Origin of the sequence: Rothia sp. HMSC08A08 (genome assembly GCF_001808385.1) — a bacterium.
Classification (GTDB): domain Bacteria; phylum Actinomycetota; class Actinomycetes; order Actinomycetales; family Micrococcaceae; genus Rothia; species Rothia dentocariosa.
Map to the genome: position 1 here is coordinate 19,734 of NZ_KV793075.1, position 19,672 is coordinate 39,405.

The window sequence follows — 19,672 nt, forward strand, 5'->3', positions numbered from 1 at the left end:
ACCCATGGCGGGTTCATGCGCTCGCCACCCGTGCTTCCCGCAGCCGCCTGCCCGCGGCGTTACGGAAGCACCGAAAGGACCACCATGCCACCTCATGATGTAACCCGCCGCGCCGCCCTAGGCGTCGTCGGCGCTGGCTCTGTCATTGCTCTTGCCGGATGCGCTGCCTCCGTGAGACCCGTCGATGCCGCCGCTAGCGGCTCCTCAAGCTCTTCATCGTCCGCGTCAAGCTCATCGTCCTCATCCTCTGCATCGGCATCACCCTCGGAGAGCATAAAAGACTACGGTACTACTATCAAAAACGATAAGTACGATACGTCGGCTGGCGCGTATGAACCCGCAACGCGTGAACATCCAGCAAAGAATATCCCTAAACCTGTTTTAGATGATAAAGCTAAAGAGAACTCAGCAGATGGCTTCTACGCTAATCTAGTCTTTATGGCAGGTGCATTGCAGTACCTTTTTGAGACGGGAAGCGACGAAATGATCAATAAGTCTGCATTGGCACAAAGTGAAAAGGATGGTTTCTTAAAAAATGATCAATCCTCTTTCGATAGGATCAAAGATGGTGAGATTTGGTTTGGTAACCCTCAAGTAACGTTTGCCATGCGCTCTCCCCGTCCCTCAAAAGCAAGCGGTGGCGGCTACAATTGGGGCGGTATGATGGTCATCGATTTAGGAGAGTTTCGTGCCTTCCCTGATGGAACTAGCGAGGACTACACCGATGAAAAACAACGTAAGACAGAAACATCGGTGTATTTTCAGGGTAAGTATTCTGATGGTGCCTGGCAGATCAAAACATTCTAGGCGTCAGTAATTGAATGAATAATTGTGCTTTTCAGAGCATATAGCTGGTCCCGCGCACATCGTATTGATGCATGCGGAACCTTTGTGTATAAGCAAGATTTATCTGCTCACAGGATAAAGCCTACTTTTTACCCTCAGTATTCATCGCTTGTTCTACAGGCGCATTGTGAAGATTGGAGGCTTTGGGCAGAGACTTATCCAACCGATTTGCTCGTCGGGAGGAAATAATTGAACCGGCGATGAATACGATACCGGAAAGACCAATTACGAAATCGGGGATATCCCACTTGAGGGTTGCTAGGAGCATGAGCGCGAGAACACCGATAGCCCAGTGCGCGCCGTGATCCAGGTAGCGCAGCTCCTGGAGGGTTCCCTTTTCGACCAGGTAAATGGTCATCGACCGCACGAAGAGCGCGCCCACACCCAAGCCGAGCGCAATAATAATCGGGTCTGAGGTTACCGCAAATGCGCCGAGAACACCGTCGAAACTGAAGGAAGCATCCAGCACCTCAAGGAAGAGGAACATCGAGAACGCGGCCTTGCCGGTCAGCATGGTGACTTCTGCTAGAGACTCTTCTCGTTCTTCATTGCGGGCCTCCATAAATGTTGCAAGACCGTTGGTCGCCAGGAATGTGAGCATACCTAGAAGACCAGAGATAAGAATGCTGTACTGTTCATGATGCTCAGCGCCAAAAAGCTGAGAAGCCGTCACTAAGAGAACCCCGGAAACCAAGACCGGCATGGAATCGAAGTGCCCGGCTTTAGCGAGCGGTTTTTCGATCACGGAGAGCCAGTGAACCTCTTTACCCGCCTCGAACAGGAAGGACAGGAAGAGCATCAATAAGAACATGCCGCCGAAGGAGGCAATGGTGTGGTGCGCGGATTCCAGAATAAACCCGTAGGTTCCGGGCGTATGCGGGTCGCCGCGTTCCATCGCAAGGTTCCAGGCTTCGATCGGGCTTACATGACCCGCAAGGCACACGATCAGGAACGGGAAGATGAGTCGCATACCAAAAACAGCGACCAGCACGCCGACTGTCAAGAAGATATTGCGCCATGCGTGCGACATTTTATTCAGATATTTTGCGTTCACACCCGCGTTATCGAATGAGAACACGATCTCAAGGACAATCAGAATAACGGCGGAGACCAAACCTGATACACCACCATAAACGGCGGCTGCGGCAAGTGCCACCAGGGTAATCAAGAGATCGTATTTGAAGAATTTTAGTAAAGCCATGAGGGCAGAAGGCTCTCCTTTGTGATGAACCATGTCAGGAACCATCTATTCTTGACATCAAGCCAGCGAATGCGGCTTCCCCGCGCATATTGCGGAAAGCGCCATGCTCCCATCTATAGTACTTAGCGGCATTCTATGTGCGCGCCTCGCACAAGGCGATATCGCATAGAGGGAAATTGCGGGTTTACCTAGAACTGCACAGGACTTATGAGTATACAAGAATGCGTACGTGTGAACCAGCAACTCTATAGAGAAAGCGTATCGAGCGAAATCTCACAGAGCGCATACCGCTGAAATCTGCTATAAACCTCTACTTAAGGTGGATAATGAAGGGACTTCCCGTATTTTGATGCCGCGCGAAAGGGGATTCACGGTGGAATATGTGCTAACACGTCGTTCCGCGCTGGGTGCTGCGGGTGCCGGTGCGGTGCTTTTTACGGTTGCTTCATGCTCGAATGAACGCAGTGACTATGCCGGAGAAGTCAAGCTCGAAAAATATGATAATTCTGCCGGCAGTTTTGAAGCCGCCACACGAGACACCCCTCCCAAGAACGTCCCCAAACCTATCAAACCTGAGAATGCAGATGAAAAGTCCGTTGCCGGATTTTACGCGAGCCTAGCCTATATCGCCGCCGCTATGCAGTATATGTTCGCCACCGGTGACACCGGTCCCTACGATGACAGCGCGCTCACCGAGGACGAGAAACACTATGTTCATAATTCCTCAAATGAGCAAATACTGGCGCGCATGAGGGAGGGACAAAACTGGTATGAGAACCCGCGCGTCACTATCTCCCTGAATACCGCGCAGCCCGCGATGGAAGGTGATACATATACGTGGGAAGGGAAGTTTTCTATGGAGTTCGGGAACTACCGTGCCGATCGTGGGCAGGTAAACGACCTAACGGAACGGCAAAAAAGCAATACCGAAGACATGGTTTTCAAAGGAACATATACCAACGGGCGCTGGAGCATTGAAACTCGGTCAAAGACCGTAGCCTCACAGAGCTCCACAGCTACACCATAGCGTTGTACCGTGCTTGGAAGGGATGCGCTCGGTGCTGGTTCTTGGGTGTGTGCAGGGATGATGAGAAAAATATAACAGCTTATGATGACGTCATATAACGCATGTTCGCACGGGTTAACGGCACAATAGTAAGGTACCCAGCCACATCACAGGGGTTTTAATCGTTGACGATTAAGACGCCGAAAGGAATGAAATATGTCAGAAAGATCCTATGATTTTTCGCGCCGAACCGCTCTTGCGGCAGCCGGTGCGGTGGGCTCGGCGATGGTGCTGAGCGCCTGCGCCCCGAAGGTGAGAGGAATCGCATCCGAGCAGCAGAGTGCGGGGGCAACCGCATCCAGCTCTAGTTCCAGCTCTCCATCTAGTTCCAGTTCAAGTTCTTCATCTAGTTCCAGCAATTATGCAGGCGAGGTTCGCTTCACGAGTTTCGATACCTCGGCGGGCGCCTATGAGCCTGCCACGAAGGAGCACCCGTCAAAGAACGTGCCTAAACCGACGAAACCCTCAGATATAAACGACAAGTCGGTGGCAGGGTTCTATGCGGCGATTGGCTATACGACGGCAGCCATGCAGTACGCCATGGAAACACTGGACTTTAGCCTTGTAGCGGATGCGTTTCCACCAGAATACAAAGATGTCCTGGAATCTAAATTTAACCAGCTGAAACAACAAACCACGAGCAGTAAATCATGGTTTGGCGGCCCCAAATTTAAGGCGACTCTCAAGAGCCCGGAACCGACGATGAACGGTACGAGTGCCACTTGGGAGGGAACAATATCGTTTTCGCTGGGTACCTTTTACGGGCCGAGTGGAGTAAGCCGAGAGTCTGAGACAGAGACATCAGATACCCTCTACCGCGGAACCTATACGGAAGGGCGCTGGTGGGTTATCTACGGCAGCTCCTCGGGTTCGTCAGGATCTGGATCGTCTCAAGAATTTTCACTCTAGAAACACCACACAGATATTCGGGCTAAGAAGTCCGCACCATGAAAGGAAAAAGAATGTCCGCTCTACATGTCTCACGTCGCACCGCGTTTGGTCTGGCGGGTGCAGCCTCTGCGACCGTGGCGCTTGCCGCGTGCTCTGGAAGCGTTAGCGGAGTCAGCTCCCCGAGCGAGCGCACCGACTTTAGCGGCGAGATCAAGTTCGATAGTTTTGACACCTCTGCGGGAGAATACAAGCCCGCGACCAAGGATCATCCCGCCGAAAATGTGCCGAAGCCGAAGAAGCCGGATAACGCTAACGATAAGTCGGCGGCAGGTTTTTACTCGTCTATTGGCTACCTTTTCGCATCCGTGCAGTACTTCCTCGAGTCTTTTGACCCCGAGCCCATGATGGAGGTTATTGCAGACAATACCGGGCAGAAGGTGCCTGCAGCACAGTTTGAGCAGCTCAAGCAGATGGGCGCCGGGGGAATCGTGTGGTTTTATGACATAAAAATTACCGGCAGCCTCAAGACCCCGCAGCCGAAGATAGACGGCGACACCTACACCTGGGATGGAAGCGTTACCATGAAAGCTGGTGGTATGGGCGGCCGCGGGGGAATGGGCCGGGAACTGAACCAGGAACAGAGTCAAGACGTTACGTTCAAGGGAATTTATAAGGACGGCAAATGGATGATTACGGACCCAAATCAGGATTCGGCCGCCTCCGGTAGTCCTAGTTCGTCAAGCTCCAGCAGCTCCGGTTCGCTGTTTGGCATCTAGCGAAATTTTACGGCGAGAGTATTCTTTTCTCGTTATCGTGATGGATAGCGGGTATATGCATATGCTGTACCTCCGATGATCGATACCGCCCGAGTGTTAGGGCTTGGGTTCCGAAAGGACTAGCATGTCTTCATTGAATATCTCTCGCCGTTCCGCGCTTGGGTTCCTTGGTGCCGGTTCTGCGGCGGTGGTTCTTGCTGCCTGTTCAGGGGCAAATAATGCCGGCGGGTCAGGTTCCTCCGCATCCGGTGGCCAAGACCAAAAGGACTACAGCGGTGAGGTGAAATTCGACAACTACGACACCTCTGCGGGTAAGTACGAGCCCGGCACCAAGGAACAGCCCCCGAAGAACTTCCCCAAGCCCCTCAAACCAGAGCAGATGGGTGAGAAATCCGTTGCTGGTTTCTATGCGGCTATCGGGTACATGGTTGCGGCATGGCAGTATTTTAATAACGCCAATGATCCTGCCCCATTTATGGAAGTTGCTCTCGATCCTCAGGGGAATAAGCTCCCTGCCGATCAGGTTCAGCAAGCTGTTGAAGAACGGAAAAAGCAAAAAACCTGGGCTGAGGACCATAAGCTGACTGCTATTCTGGATTCCCCGCAACCCAAGACTGACGGTGACACCTATACCTGGAACGGAAAGATGAAGGCTACCAACGGCTCCTTCGTCGTGATAGGTGGTCAGGCAATGGATATCCCCGAAGAGCAGCGGACAGAAGAAGTGCCTGCGGTCTTCAAAGGAATCTATAAAGACGGTACCTGGTGGTTGTCCTATCCTCAACAAAACAGCGGAGGTTCTTCAGACGCTCAGGGTGGCTCCCAGAATCAGCAGCAGGGACAGAACCAGGGGCAAACCCCGCAGCAGCAGGCTCCGCAGGAAGGAGCCGGGGAAGGCACATCCGGCAGCGGCGGGGCACAGTAGCAATACCGCACAAGCTTGTCTAGGAGAACCGAGTGTAGGTTCCTACTTAAAGAAAACCCGCAGGAAGCACGATGTTCTTGCGGGTTTTCCGCGCTCTTAGCTGAATCTTTGTTCAGGGAACACTTAAACCTCGCATGAATTTCTACATCATGTACACAATGGGAATACATCCAACCACAGTTTGCGCCTTGATGCACGGGTAAAAGGCGCTGAAAGGACACCATTTCGATGCCCTCCCACACCTCCCGTCGTTTTCCCCGCCGTTCCGCGCTCGCGTTGTTGGGCATAGGCTCAGCGGGATTTATTGCCTCCTGCCTATCAAGAAACCAAGGATCTGCCACAAACTCTGACGAAACCCGCACCGACTTTGCGGGTGAGGTCAAATTCGATACATATGATGAATCTGCAGGAGCCTTTAAACCCGCAACTCGTGATCATCCGGCTCAGAACGTGCCTGTGCCCGTCAGACCCGAGCATATGAACGATAAATCTGTGCAGGGGCTTTACAATACGATCGCCTATATTTCCGCCGCCCTCCAATATATGAACGCCACCGGCAACACCCGACTTTATGACGAAAGCGCCGCCGCAGAACCGGGACATAGCGTCATGCGCGGCGAAAAAGACGAAAAAGCGTTCTCTTTAATGCGTGAAGGGCGCGTCTGGTTCGATAACCCCGCAGCAACAGTAACCCTCAAAACCTCCGAACCGACTATCAAGGGCGATACCTACACCTGGGAAGGAAAGACCACCCTCGATTACGGAACCTTTCAGGTGGGCGAGAAAGAGACCGTGAACCTTTCTCTCGCGAAACGGTACGAAGTTGCCCAGACCACCTTCACCGCGGTGCATCGTGACGGCCGCTGGTGGTGTAAGGTGAGCGTTCCCGAAAAGATCGTGGGAGCCCCCGAAAGAACTGATCTTTTCTCGCATTTTAGGATGCGTGTAGAAGACCTAACCCCCACGCCTGTGCCTACACCGGAGGCAAAGAAATAAAGGCGCTGAGGGTTTTCACGATTACGAATGCGCGTACCAGCAAATATTCAGCGGGGCGACCTCAACCTGAGAATATGCAGAAATACCTGCGGCAATCCCAAGCATAAATCATGACGCATGGCAGGATAGTTAAAGGTAAACCAACCACAAGGAGCGCTCATGCTCTCTGCCCTAAACACGGATATCTTCATTATTATCCGGGCATAAGCAAGGCGTCGAAAGGAATACTATGAATATCCCAGCGCATTATCTGACCCGCCGTTCCGCTCTTGGGGTGATCGGCGCCGGTTCTGCGGCGGCTGCTCTTGCCGCGTGCTCGACCAGTAGTTCTAATGGCGGCGGCGGTTCTGATTCGTCGAAGCGTGACGATTACAGTGGCGAGGTCAAGTTCGAGAAGTTTGATACTTCCGCCGGGAACTATGAACCTGCAACCCGTGAGCATCCGGCGAAGAACGTTCCGAAACCTATTAAGCCGGATAACCTGAATGATAAATCGGTGGAGGGCTTCTATCAGAATATCGCCTTTATTATTGCTAGTTTCCAGTATTTCTATATGACGGCAGACGGCAGTGCTCTTATGGAAAGCAACCTTAAAGGCAAAGAACACGTCTCAAAGCTTGAAGAACAGGTGAAATCTTCTGGGGTACCGGATAAGTCTTGGTCTGAAGACCCCACTATCAAAGCTTCTCTTGATACTCCGCAGCCCAAGATTGAAGGCGACACCTATACATGGGAAGGAAAGGTATCAATAAATATGGGTAGCTTTACGGTTGAAAACGGTCAGGTGACGGATATCCCCGAGAAATCGCGGCATCAGGAATGGTTGCAAACCTTTACAGGTACCTATAAAGATGGTGTCTGGGAAATTGACCTTGGAATGAGCAGCTCCGCAAGCCCCAGCGCCAGCGGTGGCGCATCCACCGGTTCCGGCAGCGGCGGAGGACTCGGGTTCTAAACCTCTTTCGGGCTGAACCGCATCGGACGTAAATATAGGACAAGCCCGCAGAAACACGTGCGTTTCTGCGGGCTTAATCTATGTCTGCGGGGCTTGTATGTGGCAGGAGTGTCATAATTACCTGTACTGCGGCTCTACTCCGGGATAATAGAGGATGCGCCCCTCAGGTAACATCACTCCCCGAACGAAAATACCGGTAACGACGCCGTATTTTCCGCTTCCATGAGAAAGGTACCCGCCCATGACTTCCTCATCCATATCTCGCAGAGCCGCCCTCGGCGTGCTAGGTGCCGGTTCCGCGCTTGCCTTCGCCGGATGCGCCTCCCGCGTGCAGCCGCTCTCGGCGGACGCCTCCGCAAGCTACCGTGCCGACTATTCGGGTGAGATCACGTTCAACAGCTACGACACCTCCGCAGGAGAATACGTGCGCGCAACCCGTACCCAACGCGCGAAGAATGTGCCGAAACCGGTGAAAACCGCCATGATGACTGAGAAAAGTTCCGCCGGGCTGTACTCTCTGTTTGGATTTCTTGGGGCAGCCTTCACCTACGGAATTATGACCAACGATTTCTCTCCCTTCAAAGAAATTACCTTTGTGGGAGGAATAAACGGAGCCGAAGCCTTTGAGGAAAGCAGCGTGAAGGAGCTTGAAAATATGTGGTTTGAAGACCCTAAAATGACGTTTACGCTCAAAGATCCGACTCCCACCCAGAACGGTGACGTCTACATATGGGCGGCAACGACCACATTCTCAACAGGTAATTTTGTAGTGTATGAGGGCACTGCGGTAGATATTCCCAGCGAGGCAAAGAAAGACGTTCACGACGGAGAGTTTAAGGCGCGATATAACAACGGACGCTGGTTGCTGATCGATATTCCCACCAATACCGACTTGTCTTCTAGCTTTGGCTCAGCGGGTAACTTGAGTGCCTAATTCCAGGGATAGTACTGGCCGGGAGTATCCGGGATAATAGTGTTAGAACAATAGTCGCCATCGATGAAAGGTCTTTTTTTATGGCACAGTCGTTTGTATCCCGCAGAACCGCCCTAGGCATGTTGGGCGCAGGTTCCGCGCTCGCTTTTGTCGGATGCGCATCCAACGCCGGCAGCGTGAAACCGCTCCCGACGGATGCTACGGCAAGCTACCGCAGCGATTTCAGTGGCGAAGCGAAGATTGACGAATACGATACCTCGGCGGGGGAGTATCGTAAGGCGACCCGCACCGAACGCGCGAAGAATGTGCCCAAACCCATCAAACCTAAGAACGCCGACGAAAACTCGGTGGCAGGGCTGTATTCCAGTATCGCGTTCTATACTGCGGCGACCCAGTACATGATGGAGAGCGGTGACGACAGCCTGATCGAGCAGACCGCGCTGAATGATACAGATAAAAGCTCCGTTAAGTCGTCCTCGTACCAGTTTTCAACGATCTGGTTTGAAGACCCCAAGGTGACGGTCAACCTCACCACACCGAAGCCCAAGGAATCCGGCGGGGAATACACCTGGCCTTCCCGATTCACCATAGGGTTGGGCAGCTTTATCGCCACCTCAGGAAGGGATGCTGATGTTCCCTCAAGCTCCCGCAGCACCACGATCGACGTCGATATAACAGGGAAGTATGAAAACGGGCACTGGGTTATTGGCGGGTTTGCCGCAGCCTTCCGCAGCCAGGTAGGTTCAGGCTCTAGCAGCAGTAGTGGATCGAGCATCTAGCCTTCTGCTCTGAGGTTTTGCGGAACATGGTGAGGTACAGCAGAGCGTACTATCTCATCCCGGCGACGGCGCTTTCACGCATAGGCACCGTCGCCTACACCATTGTGGTGACCTGGTATATCAGCCAGCACGCCGGTCAGCAGATGGTTGGGGTGATGAATGCGTGTAGCGGTGCGGGCATATTCCTCGCCAGCATTCTTGGATTTGTTGTCATTGACAGGTTTAAGAAAAAGTCTCTGCTGATTTTCTACGATATTTTTAATAGCCTCTGCTGCCTATGCGCTCTTATTCTTTTATTGTCAGCACACGGAGAATTTATCGTTTATATACTGATTATTCTTTCGGCTCTCATGTCTTTAGCCGCGACCGCATACAGCCCCACAAGCCGCGCTATTATTCCTGAAATTCTTGGACATCGAGAATTTGAAAAATACAATAGCACCTATTCGATGGTGGGAGAACTATCCCGTGCTGTGAGCCCCCTCGTGGGAACCATGATTCTCATGCAGAATTTTGCGAATGCCCTAGAGCTTTCAATCATCGTCAATCTGGTGTCATTTATTCTGTCTTTGGTACTCACTTTTATGGTGCCCGCTGGGTCTGTCGCTACCCGACGCTCGGAGGGTTCCGAAGTATTCCAAAAAACGCATATAGTTCACGATTTATGGTTTGGACTAGTATATATAGCCTCTAGTGCATATTTTAGACGCGAACTTATCTTCGCCGCCCTCCTCAATATGTGGGGTGCCTCAACCCTTTTCCTGCTTCTAGGGCGAATTGCTTACTTGGGGTTAGGGCAAGAAGTTTACGGTCTTGGTATGTTTATGGGAACTATGGGCGCCGTGGCTGCATCTTTTATTCTCAACCGCATACCTGCGCTGAGGCGATGGGCGCATCCACAAATATTACTGCTGGTTATCGGTGGCGCGTATGTATTGGCACTTATACCCGGAATTATCAGCGTTATTACTGCACAAAGTATAGTGAGTGGAATTATTGTTATCTATACTATTGGTCTTTTCTCGGATTTGCAGAAGAAGAGCGACGCTGGGCATATTGGAAAAGTAATGTCTGTCTTTAGTTTAGCGGCAGCGCTTTTTACATCTCTGGGAAATTTGCTCTTCTCACATCTAAGTGCGCGGGTAGATACCGGAGCATATGCGTTCGTATGTGCCGCATCCTTAGCCCTCACAGCTGCGGTGCTTTGGGTGATGCGGCGCTTCTTAACTCCCACGAGCAGATAGCAATTCGCTATCTGCTCGCGCTATTGGGAGCTGGCAGGCGGTTACCAGATACGCACGCGATCCTCAGGCGCTAGGTACAGTTTGCTGTCCTCAGGAACATCGAACGCATCATAAAACTCGTCGATATTGCGCACCACGCCGTTCACCCGGAACTCGTCGGGGGAGTGCGGATCCACCGAAATCATCATCTCCGCATGCTGCGGGCGTGACTTAGTGCGCCATCCCTGCGCGGTAGACCAGAACAGGCGCTGCGCGGCCGTCATACCGTCAATGACCGGCGCATCCTCCAGCGAGGTGATGCCCTGCTCGGCAAGCGCAATCTCATAGGCCCTCAACGCAATCGACAGACCCGAAAGGTCGCCGATATTCTCGCCCAGAGTTAGTTCGCCGTTCACCCGGAACTTTTGCGGGTCAAGGTTCGCCGGGGTGTAGGCGTTATACTGCTGCACCAGCGCGCTCGTGCGCTTGGTAAACTCGGCGAAATCCTCCTCGGTCCACCAGTTATTCAGCGCACCGTCGCCATCATAGAGCGCACCCTTATCGTCAAACCCGTGGCCGATCTCGTGACCGATCACCATGCCGATGCCGCCGTAGTTCGCTGCGTCGTCGGCCTCAGGGTCGAAGAAGGGCGGGCGCAGAATAGCCGCAGGGAACACAATCTCGTTAGCGGGCGGCATATAGTAGGCGTTCACGGTCTGCGGAGACATCAGCCATTCGTTCTTATCAACCGGGTCGCCAGCGCGATCGATCATGAAATCGCTGTTAAAGGCGGCGGTGCGGCGCAGGTTCTCGAACAGGTCACCGGGCACCAGGGTCAGTTTCGAGTAGTCGCGCCACTCATCCGGGTAGCCAATCTTCGTGACAAACTTCGAGAGCTTTTCCAGCGCCTTCTCGCGGGTGGCTTCGGTCATCCAATCCAGGTTTGTGATGGAGCGGCGGTATGCTTCCAGCAGGTTATTGACCAGCTTGAGCATTTTCTCCTTGTGTTCCGGCGGGAAATGCACCGCCACGTACTCCTTGCCAAGCTCCTGATCGAGTGCGTTCTCCACAGCCGCAACGCCGCGTTTCCAGCGTTCGCGCAGCTCTTCGGTGCCTGAGAGGGTGCGACCGTAGAAATTGAAGTTTTCCTGCACGAACGCATCCGGTAGGTAGGGCGTGCGGGAACGGATAGCGCACCACAGGGCCCAGAGTTTCCAGGTCATCAGTGGGGTGGACTGCCACATGTTCGCCATGCCCTCCAGGAAAGACGGCTGAGAAACAATGACCGTGCCCAGCTCTTTGGGGTCTGCCCCCAGCGCAAGAAGCCACTGCTGGAGCGGGAAACCGGGGAACTTCTCGTCAAGTTCGGTGGCTTTGACGGGGTTGTATTTCGCCTCTGCATCACGGTTTTTCACGACATCCCAGTGATGCGCGGCGATCTCGGTCTCATGCGAGAAAATGAGCTGTGCCGCCTCCATAGGGGTCAGGTTGAAGCTCTCGGTAAGACCGGTCAGCTCGAACATGGTGGCGATATGCTCGATATATGCGGCGCATACCTGCTCGTACTTCTCTTCGCGGTAGTATGCCTCATCGGGCAGACCCAACCCGGCCTGGGTGAGGTAAAAGACGTAATGTTCGGGGTCTTTCTGATCGATGCTGGTGTACCACCCGAGAAGCTGCGCCAGCCCAGCCCGTGAGAGGAGCGCTAGAGTGACGGCGAGCTGCTCGCTCGTGGCGGCGTTGAGAATCGGGGCAACCTCGCGCATAAGCGGTTCCAACCCGTCGGACTCGATCTTTTCGGTATCCATAAAAGAGTTGTAGAGCGCGCCGATGCGGGATTCAGGCTGTTCCTTGGCGATACGCTCAACAATCTCACGCACATGCTTTTCGGCATCATCGCGCAGAGTGTACAGCCCGCCGTCTTTGGAACGGTCGGCGGGAATTTCATAGGTATCGAGCCAGCGGCCGTTCACATGGCGGAAGAAATCATCGCCCGGTTTAACCGCCTTATCGACCCATTCGGTCGTAATTCCAGAGTTCTTTGCATTATCCATGACCCCATTCTAGGGGCTTTATGGCGCGAGAACCTTGAAGATAACACCTCTTCGGCATATTCCCTCAGGGGCGTAATTCGGTGAACGCTGCCACCCTTTGCCCCTTAAAGGCAACCGCGAGCAGGTAGGATTTTGCCGACAAGGTAGGATTTTCCTACCTGCTCGTATCAAAAACCACCTGCTCGCGGAAGCTGAAATTACGCCTGTGCGTTTTCTGCAGCGAGTTTCTTATCCCTCTCAGCCATCATGCGTTTCTCGGCCCCATTAACAAGCCAGAGGAAAACAATTGCCAGTCCCGAGCACACGATCATGAAGATGAAGGCGGTGCTCCAGCCCCAGTGATCCACAATGATGCCGATACCGGTAGAAGCCAACGTAGCGCCCAGAGCATACCCGAAAAGACCGGTAAATCCTGCGGCGGTACCCGCGACATGTGAAGGCGACAGGTCGATAGCCTGCAAACCGATCAGCATCACCGGCCCATAAATCAGACCGCCAATCAGCGCCAACGCAATATAGGCGATAATGAGCGGAGCATCGGCTGAAGGCAGCCAATACAGCAAAATAGCGCCTACGGTAGCAATCAAGAAGAGAATACCCGCGGGTGAACGACGTCCCTTGAAGACATAGTCAGAGACGAAACCGCAGAGAATAGTGCCGCCAATACCGGCAAGCTCCAGGATTGAGAACCCAGCGATACCGCCTTCAAGGGAGGCGTGGCGCACATCGTGCAGATATTTAGGAGCCCACACCAGCACACCGTAGCGCAGCGTGTACACAAAGACATTAGCAAGAGCCAGATACACCATGGTCGAATTAGTCAGCACATGCTTACGAATAGTCGTCCATGTTGATTCAGAACGGTCTTCGTCCGTGGACTCAACCTTGTGGGGATCGTTGCGATACACGTCAATAGTGGGCAGACCCTCAGCCTCTGGATTATCGCGAATCAGCAGCCACGCCACAAAAGCAAGCACAAAGCTAATCACGGCGGGGAACCAAAAAGCAACCTGCCAGGTTTTACCGAAGAGCGTGAAACCCCAGGCAACCAAAAGACCCGAGAGCGCGCCACCAACGTTATGTGCAGTGTTCCAGAGAGAAACCTTAGACCCGCGCTCGCTCGTTGAGAACCAGTTCACGAGCACGCGGCCTGACGGCGGCCACCCCATACCCTGGAAGATACCGTTGAAGACCATAATGGCGGCCATAGTGGATGCGATTGCGGCCCCGTATCCTGCAGCTGCCGCACCGGATCCCATGTACCCGGCGATAGCGAGCAGAACGTTTGCAATACCAGAAAGTACTAACCCTATGGGGAGGAATAACCGCGCATTAGAGCGGTCAGAAATCATAGCGGTAAAGAATTTGCTGAAACCATAGGCTAAAAGCAACGCCGTAGAAAGCGCACCAATAGCCGCATTACTAAAACCGAGTTCATGAGTCAGAATCGGCGTAACAAGCGGAACGTTATTGCGAATCAGATAAAACGTTGCGTACCCGATAAAAATACCCATAAAAACCTGAAAACGTAGGCGTGGGTACTTCGATGCGACCTCTGCTGTGTTCAGTTGAGGTTTTGCTGTCGGGATAGCAAGCCAGCGGGGTACAGAACCCTTCTTCTTTGGAGAATCTGTAGTAGTCATGCTCGCATTTTAGGAATAGGTACCTATAGAAATAGTAATTTTAAGAGCATATGTACAGGTTACTTAAACTAGAAGTGAACATATGTTCAGAATGATTATTCTGTGAATAACAATTTTAGGCTGTAAAAACAGTAAATTTTTTATTTATGTGAGATAGGACTATGTCTTAGGGACCATAAATGCCTATGTTGGATGCGCATGCCCTCTATATAACCGCGAGCAGGTAGGATTTTGCCGATAAGGTAGGAAAATCCTACCTGCTCGCGGAATTATTGTGATTGTTTAAGCCTGTAATTAAGGCACTTTATAGGGGTAGGGGAGAGGCTCCGCGCCAGAGACTACAGGCTCGCCCGAACCTTCTTCGCTGCGGCCACCACGTTCTCCAGCGTCCTCTTCGTCTCCTCGTAGTCGCGGGTCTTCAAACCGCAATCCGGGTTAACCCACAGGTCAGAGATGGTTCCGTACCCAATCGCGGCACGGATCAGCTCCTCAACCTCGGACTGCGAAGGCACACGCGGCGAGTGAATATCCCACACGCCCGGGCCCAGCCCCGAAACATAGCTTTCGGGAATATCCGCCAGCAGCTCCATATGCGAGCGCGCCGCCTCAATACTGGTCACATCCGCATTCAGGGCATTAATCGAATCAATAATCTCGTTGAACTCCGAGTAGCACAGGTGGGTGTGAACCTGAGTTTTATCCTCGACCGCGCTCGTCGCCAGGCGGAACGCATTCACCGACCACTTCAGGTACGCGGGCTGCTCGTCACGGCGCAGCGGCAGAAGCTCACGCAGTGCCGGTTCATCCACCTGAATAATGCGGATGCCCGCCTCTTCCAAATCGGCGATTTCGTCGGCGAGCGCCAATGCAACCTGATTCGCGGTTTCCTCGCGCGGCTGGTCATCACGCACGAACGACCAAGCCAGAATAGTCACCGGACCGGTCAGCATGCCCTTAACGGGACGATCGGTGAGCGACTGGGCGTAGGAAATCCAGGGCACGGTCACGGCCTCGCCGCGCAGCCCTTCACCTGAGCGTTTCACATCGCCGAACAGCACCGACGGGCGGGTGCAGCGTGAACCATAGGACTGCACCCAGCCGTGCTTAGTCGTGGCGAAACCATCGAAGTTTTCGGCGAAGTACTGCACCATGTCGTTACGTTCGGCCTCACCGTGCACGAGCACATCCAGGCCCAAATCTTCCTGGAGTTTAATAACGGAGGCGATCTCTTCACGCAGGAACTCGTCAAGTTGCTGCTGCGTGATTTTACCGGCACGCGCCTCTGCACGGTGGCGGCGAATATCGCCGGTCTGCGGGAACGAACCAATGGTTGTGGTCGGCAGCTTCGGCAGATTCAGATCGGCTTGGGCATCCCGGCGGATCTTCAGTTCGGGACGCTCAAAATCCTGCGGTTTCACGGATGCGGCACGCTCGCGGATTGCGGCATTATGCTTACGCGGGTCCGCCGTGAAACGTGCCAGCGCTTCGTCGGCGGTCTTCAACTCTGCTTCAACCGCAGACTCACCGTCGGCAAGACCGCGGGCAAGAGTCACGACCTCGGCGACTTTCTGGTCGGCAAAAGCCAGACCGTCTACGGGCACATCGGCGGGGTCTTCAAGGTCGAGATCGTGCGGCACATGCTGCAGCGAGGTTGAGGACGCAACCGCCACCGCGCCGCCGTTAATGTTCTGGAGCGCGTGCAGGAGCGCTCGCAGGTCGGCACGCCAAATATTGCGCCCGTTAATGGCACCCGCCACCAGGGTTACGCCGGAGTCTTTGAAGGCGGTCAGCGCCTCGGCATCGTAGAGGGTGGAAACCAGGTCGAGATGCAGCGCCTCAATACCGGTGTCTAACAGCGCGGGCAGGTTCTCGCGCAGATTGCCGTAGGGGCTTGTCACCAGGATTGCGGGACGGTTCGTTTCGGCTGCCAACGCGGTGTAAGTTTTACGCGCCAATTCGGCGATTTTGGCGTTGGGAATGTCGCGGTCCACGGTCAGGCCGGGTTCGTCGAGCTGCACCCACTGCACGCCGCGTGCCGCCAGCTCGGCGAGCACCTGCTGGTAGGCTTTCACGAAATCGTCCAGGCGATCCAGCGGTGTGAACCCTTCGGGCGAACCCTGTTCGGCTTTTGCCCCGAGAAGCAGGGTGAGCGGGCCGACCAGCTGCGGGCGCACCGTCACCCCATGTTCCTTGGCGACTTCAAGCTGCTCGTCAATAGCCTCAAGATTCAGCTTGATCTCGGTATCCGGACCGATCTCGGGCACCAAGTAGTGGTAGTTCGTATCGAACCATTTCGTCATCTCCAGCGGAGGCAGCGTCTCGGTGCCGCGCGCTAGAGCAAAGTACCCGGGCAGATCGAGCAGGCCGCGCGCATCCTTGGCGTCGGCAAGACGCTTGGGCACGAGGGTGAAAAGGCGCACGGCATCGAGCACCTGATCGTAGTACGAGAAAGTCGCCGGGATAGACGAATCGGTTACGCTAAGACCGCGCTCGATCACACGGTCATAGTAGGTGCGCTGCACATCTGCGGCCGCCTGGTGCAGTTCATCCTGCGTGATTTTGCCTTTCCAGAACGCTTCCTGTGCCTTCTTCAGCTCACGGAAACGGCCCACGCGGGGGTAACCGACGATGGTTGCTGCGGGGAATGGGGTGCGGGTCATCCTAGTTCCTTACTGTGGGAGGGTGTCAAATAAAAGGGGAGTTTAGAGGTATTGAAGATCGCTTAGGGGGAGTTTGAAACGGTTCGAGTAGCGCGGAACGTCGAGTTCTTCGAGGACGTCCAGCACAGCCTCATGCTCGTTAAATGTGAAGAAATGCAGGCCGGGGGCGCCAGCATCAAGCACCTTGCGACATTGGTCGAGTGCATGTTCCACGCCGATGCGGTGCATTTCGCGCGAATCGCTCGCGGTTTCTAGGCGATGCGCCAGCTCGCGCGGTACTTCAAGCCCGGCAAGCTCGCACAGCTTCGTCAGCCGAGTCAGCGAGGTAACGGGCATAATACCGGGAATAATGGGCATCTCCACCCCGGCAAGGCGCGCAGCATCCACCAACCCCGAATAGCGCTCGGTCTCAAAGAAAACCTGGGTGATGGCGAAATCCGCCCCGGCACGCTGCTTTGAAAGCAGAATCTCAATGTCTTGAAGAAGCGAGGAAGACTCGGGGTGCTTATGCGGGTATGCCGCAACCCCAATCGACACCTTCCCCGCGGCAAGATGCGCGAAATCCTCACGTTCCACCCTGCGAATCAGCTCCACCAGGTAACGAGCAAAAGGCAGCTCAAGCGGGCGCGTGTTTTCGGGTGGAATATCGCCGCGCAGCGCCAAGAACCCGCGTACTCCAAGCCCCAGAATCAGACGAACCGAGCGTTCCAAATCGGCCACGGAATGCCCCACGCAGATTAGATGCGCCAGGGGGTTCAGCGAGGTTTCATGCACCAGGTGATCGAGCAGAGCCAGCGTCTTTTGGCGGCGCTGCGCATCGCCCGAATAGGTGACGGAAACGTAATCCGGGTTGGTTTGCTCAAGCTCGGCAATGGTTTTGAGCAGGGAATCGCAGCTTGCGTGCGACCGTGGCGGATACAGCTCGTAAGAAAGAGCCGGGTGAACTGTCGTCATTTTCATTCCTCCGTGTTCACCCGATAGAAGCGTGCCCGAAGGTACGCCGAATCTTAGCAAGACGCGAAGGGAATTCACTTCTATCGGTTCTGGCGGGAGCACCTTGTCCGTCCACCCAATGGGTGGAGGCTGGCGAGGTTGCTGCGACGTCTAAGAGCCAGATCTCTCGGTCGCTCTGGATAGATAACGTTCCTATTCTAGGCAGGATGCGCGGTGTCAGCAAGAATATGTCGGCACATGTCGTCGAGCGGTCATAACCGCTTAATATTGTGGGATGCGGCGAAACAATACGTCATACGGGCTCGCGGCAGCTCGGATCGGCGAATTGAAACCTCCACCTGATTTGGCCGCAAGTTTAGCCGCAAGCAGATAATATGTCGACGAGCAGATAGCGGAATGTTATCTGCTCGTCACAAAACTATCTGCTCGCGGGAGAAGGCATTCTACAAGGAAAAAACCGGGTATTGTTCTGAGAAAACATGTCGTGTAAACTATGTGTAAGAGTCCCCCGACCGCCTCTACCCGTGAGTCTGCAGGTTCACAGGATATGCGCATATGTCGGGGCCCTTCTTTATCTGCTTCCGGTCTTACTCTAGGGAGTTGCAGGGTGCCGTGAACTTCATGTTGCGACCACGTACTGTCAAACACGGTAGAGTAAATGTATGGAACGCATCGAATCTCCCGCATATGCACGCCTGGGGAACTCCGGGCTGGTCGTGCCCTCCGTTGGTATCGGCTGCAACAATCTGGGACGCCCCGGTACCCCCACTCAAACTCAGGAAGGCACCAATGCCGTTATCGCCGCCGCAGTCGAGGCGGGTATCGGCTTCTTCGATATTGCCGACCTGTACGGTGCCGAACCCGGGCTGTCAGAAACCATGTTCGGTACCGCGATGCGCAAACTCAACCTCAACCGCGATGACCTGATCATCGTCACCAAATTCGGGCTCCCTACTGGTACCCTCAACGGCAACGACTGGGATGCACGCGGCTCACGCCGATACATCATGCGTGCCGTCGAAGGTTCACTGCGCCGCCTTGGAACCGAGTACATTGACCTGTATTTCTACCACAGCCCCGACCCGAACACCCCGCTGGAAGAGACCCTGTCTGCGCTCGACACGCTCGTGACCAGCGGAAAGGTGCGTTACCTGGGGCACTCCAACTTTGCGGGGTGGCAGCTTGCCCACGCCGAGCATCTCGCCCGCGAGCTCGGCACTGAGCGGTTTATCGCCGCCGAAAACCACTACAACCTGCTGGACCGCCGTGCCGAACTCGAAATTCTTCCCGCCGCCCGCCACTTCGGGCTCGGGGTTCTCCCGTATTTCCCGCTCGCAAACGGGCTTTTGACCGGGAAATACCGCCGCGACGGCATCCCTGCAGGGTCACGTCTGTCGCACTCCAAAGCGCAGGTACTCGCGCAAGCCGATTGGGAACAACTCGATGCCTACCACGAATTTTGTGCCGATCTGGGGATCTCTGAGGTTCAAGCCTCCATCTCTTGGCTCAAACAGCAGAATCCCGTCGCCAGCGTGATCGCCGGGGCAACCACCCCCGACCAGGTACGCGCAAACGCGCAGGCCGCAAGCGTGCGTTTCAACGATGACGAACTGGTGCGGCTCAACGAGATTTTCCCGGCGCCCGAAAGCATCGCGCTTTTCTGAGCAGCCGTGAATATAGCCAGCTGGAAATATAACTAATCCGGAATATACCCAAGCCAGCAAGCGTTTAAAGACTGTGCGGTCTCTCAACCTGTGCCGTACAAGACC

The 19,672-nt window shown here is 54.3% G+C and carries 16 protein-coding genes and 1 riboswitch; of the genes, 11 read left to right on the top strand and 5 right to left on the bottom strand.

The annotated features are described in order from the left end of the window. Nucleotides 1-84: 84 nt before the first annotated feature. Nucleotides 85-807, top strand: coding sequence for a DUF6318 family protein (locus tag HMPREF3164_RS06840; RefSeq protein ID WP_070449868.1), 723 nt, complete (start codon nucleotides 85-87; stop codon nucleotides 805-807). Nucleotides 808-928: 121 nt separating this feature from the next. On the opposite strand, the gene HMPREF3164_RS06845 is transcribed toward HMPREF3164_RS06840, so the two are convergent. Continuing rightward, the gene (locus tag HMPREF3164_RS06845) at nucleotides 929-2,047 is read right to left on the bottom strand and encodes a DUF475 domain-containing protein (protein WP_048754657.1); all 1,119 of its coding nucleotides are present in this window, start codon (nucleotides 2,045-2,047) and stop codon (nucleotides 929-931) included. 373 nt (nucleotides 2,048-2,420) lie between these two features. Between HMPREF3164_RS06845 and HMPREF3164_RS06850 the strand changes: the two genes are divergently transcribed. From HMPREF3164_RS06850 to HMPREF3164_RS06890, 9 genes are all read left to right on the top strand, one after another. Continuing rightward, a complete protein-coding gene (locus HMPREF3164_RS06850; protein WP_246822632.1) occupies nucleotides 2,421-3,074 on the top strand; it encodes a DUF6318 family protein in 654 nt (217 codons plus the stop codon). Between the two features lie 195 nt (nucleotides 3,075-3,269). Continuing rightward, nucleotides 3,270-4,022, top strand: coding sequence for a DUF6318 family protein (locus HMPREF3164_RS06855; RefSeq protein WP_048754656.1), 753 nt, complete (start codon nucleotides 3,270-3,272; stop codon nucleotides 4,020-4,022). A 53-nt stretch (nucleotides 4,023-4,075) separates the two neighbouring features. Beyond that, a complete protein-coding gene (locus HMPREF3164_RS06860) occupies nucleotides 4,076-4,780 on the top strand; it encodes a DUF6318 family protein (protein WP_239664719.1) in 705 nt (234 codons plus the stop codon). A 124-nt stretch (nucleotides 4,781-4,904) separates the two neighbouring features. Then, nucleotides 4,905-5,705: a DUF6318 family protein gene (locus HMPREF3164_RS06865; RefSeq protein ID WP_048754654.1), complete on the top strand. Its 801-nt coding sequence runs from the start codon at nucleotides 4,905-4,907 to the stop codon at nucleotides 5,703-5,705. A gap of 228 nt (nucleotides 5,706-5,933) precedes the next feature. Next, complete coding sequence (locus HMPREF3164_RS06870; RefSeq protein WP_048754653.1) at nucleotides 5,934-6,701, top strand: DUF6318 family protein; 768 nt, start codon at nucleotides 5,934-5,936, stop codon at nucleotides 6,699-6,701. Between the two features lie 229 nt (nucleotides 6,702-6,930). Next, complete coding sequence (locus HMPREF3164_RS06875) at nucleotides 6,931-7,656, top strand: DUF6318 family protein (protein ID WP_048754652.1); 726 nt, start codon at nucleotides 6,931-6,933, stop codon at nucleotides 7,654-7,656. A gap of 241 nt (nucleotides 7,657-7,897) precedes the next feature. Further along, complete coding sequence (locus HMPREF3164_RS06880; RefSeq protein ID WP_048754651.1) at nucleotides 7,898-8,590, top strand: DUF6318 family protein; 693 nt, start codon at nucleotides 7,898-7,900, stop codon at nucleotides 8,588-8,590. An 80-nt stretch (nucleotides 8,591-8,670) separates the two neighbouring features. Next, nucleotides 8,671-9,369, top strand: coding sequence for a DUF6318 family protein (locus HMPREF3164_RS06885; RefSeq protein WP_070449874.1), 699 nt, complete (start codon nucleotides 8,671-8,673; stop codon nucleotides 9,367-9,369). Nucleotides 9,370-9,395: 26 nt separating this feature from the next. After that, nucleotides 9,396-10,613 (top strand): MFS transporter, encoded by a 1,218-nt coding sequence (locus HMPREF3164_RS06890; RefSeq protein WP_070449877.1) that lies wholly within the window; start codon nucleotides 9,396-9,398, stop codon nucleotides 10,611-10,613. Nucleotides 10,614-10,654: 41 nt separating this feature from the next. Here HMPREF3164_RS06890 and HMPREF3164_RS06895 read toward each other — a convergent pair whose 3' ends face one another. From HMPREF3164_RS06895 to HMPREF3164_RS06910, 4 genes are all read right to left on the bottom strand, one after another. Next, complete coding sequence (locus HMPREF3164_RS06895; RefSeq protein ID WP_048754648.1) at nucleotides 10,655-12,646, bottom strand: M13 family metallopeptidase; 1,992 nt, start codon at nucleotides 12,644-12,646, stop codon at nucleotides 10,655-10,657. A gap of 197 nt (nucleotides 12,647-12,843) precedes the next feature. Then, on the bottom strand, nucleotides 12,844-14,289 hold the full coding sequence (locus HMPREF3164_RS06900) for an MFS transporter (RefSeq protein WP_070449880.1): 1,446 nt from the start codon (nucleotides 14,287-14,289) through the stop codon (nucleotides 12,844-12,846). A gap of 338 nt (nucleotides 14,290-14,627) precedes the next feature. Beyond that, on the bottom strand, nucleotides 14,628-16,949 hold the full coding sequence (metE, locus tag HMPREF3164_RS06905) for a 5-methyltetrahydropteroyltriglutamate--homocysteine S-methyltransferase (RefSeq protein ID WP_070449884.1): 2,322 nt from the start codon (nucleotides 16,947-16,949) through the stop codon (nucleotides 14,628-14,630). A 42-nt stretch (nucleotides 16,950-16,991) separates the two neighbouring features. Beyond that, nucleotides 16,992-17,903, bottom strand: coding sequence for a methylenetetrahydrofolate reductase (locus tag HMPREF3164_RS06910; protein ID WP_070449887.1), 912 nt, complete (start codon nucleotides 17,901-17,903; stop codon nucleotides 16,992-16,994). 77 nt (nucleotides 17,904-17,980) lie between these two features. After that, a riboswitch (SAM riboswitch) is annotated at nucleotides 17,981-18,089 on the bottom strand. Between the two features lie 476 nt (nucleotides 18,090-18,565). Here HMPREF3164_RS06910 and HMPREF3164_RS06915 point away from each other — a divergent pair. Continuing rightward, on the top strand, nucleotides 18,566-19,567 hold the full coding sequence (locus HMPREF3164_RS06915; RefSeq protein WP_070449890.1) for an aldo/keto reductase: 1,002 nt from the start codon (nucleotides 18,566-18,568) through the stop codon (nucleotides 19,565-19,567). Nucleotides 19,568-19,672 lie beyond the last annotated feature (105 nt).

Excerpts from the sequence above, each read along its gene's own strand:
- HMPREF3164_RS06845 (WP_048754657.1), bottom strand. The coding sequence starts at position 2,047 with ATGGCTTTACTAAAATTCTTCAAATACGATCTCTTGATTACCCTGGTG.
- HMPREF3164_RS06915 (WP_070449890.1), top strand. The coding sequence starts at position 18,566 with ATGGAACGCATCGAATCTCCCGCATATGCACGCCTGGGGAACTCCGGG.
- HMPREF3164_RS06875 (WP_048754652.1), top strand. The coding sequence starts at position 6,931 with ATGAATATCCCAGCGCATTATCTGACCCGCCGTTCCGCTCTTGGGGTG.
- HMPREF3164_RS06885 (WP_070449874.1), top strand. The coding sequence starts at position 8,671 with ATGGCACAGTCGTTTGTATCCCGCAGAACCGCCCTAGGCATGTTGGGC.
- HMPREF3164_RS06910 (WP_070449887.1), bottom strand. The coding sequence starts at position 17,903 with ATGACGACAGTTCACCCGGCTCTTTCTTACGAGCTGTATCCGCCACGG.
- HMPREF3164_RS06855 (WP_048754656.1), top strand. The coding sequence starts at position 3,270 with ATGTCAGAAAGATCCTATGATTTTTCGCGCCGAACCGCTCTTGCGGCA.
- HMPREF3164_RS06860 (WP_239664719.1), top strand. The coding sequence starts at position 4,076 with ATGTCCGCTCTACATGTCTCACGTCGCACCGCGTTTGGTCTGGCGGGT.
- HMPREF3164_RS06900 (WP_070449880.1), bottom strand. The coding sequence starts at position 14,289 with ATGACTACTACAGATTCTCCAAAGAAGAAGGGTTCTGTACCCCGCTGG.
- HMPREF3164_RS06865 (WP_048754654.1), top strand. The coding sequence starts at position 4,905 with ATGTCTTCATTGAATATCTCTCGCCGTTCCGCGCTTGGGTTCCTTGGT.
- HMPREF3164_RS06870 (WP_048754653.1), top strand. The coding sequence starts at position 5,934 with ATGCCCTCCCACACCTCCCGTCGTTTTCCCCGCCGTTCCGCGCTCGCG.
- HMPREF3164_RS06895 (WP_048754648.1), bottom strand. The coding sequence starts at position 12,646 with ATGGATAATGCAAAGAACTCTGGAATTACGACCGAATGGGTCGATAAG.
- metE (WP_070449884.1), bottom strand. The coding sequence starts at position 16,949 with ATGACCCGCACCCCATTCCCCGCAGCAACCATCGTCGGTTACCCCCGC.
- HMPREF3164_RS06890 (WP_070449877.1), top strand. The coding sequence starts at position 9,396 with ATGGTGAGGTACAGCAGAGCGTACTATCTCATCCCGGCGACGGCGCTT.
- HMPREF3164_RS06840 (WP_070449868.1), top strand. The coding sequence starts at position 85 with ATGCCACCTCATGATGTAACCCGCCGCGCCGCCCTAGGCGTCGTCGGC.
- HMPREF3164_RS06880 (WP_048754651.1), top strand. The coding sequence starts at position 7,898 with ATGACTTCCTCATCCATATCTCGCAGAGCCGCCCTCGGCGTGCTAGGT.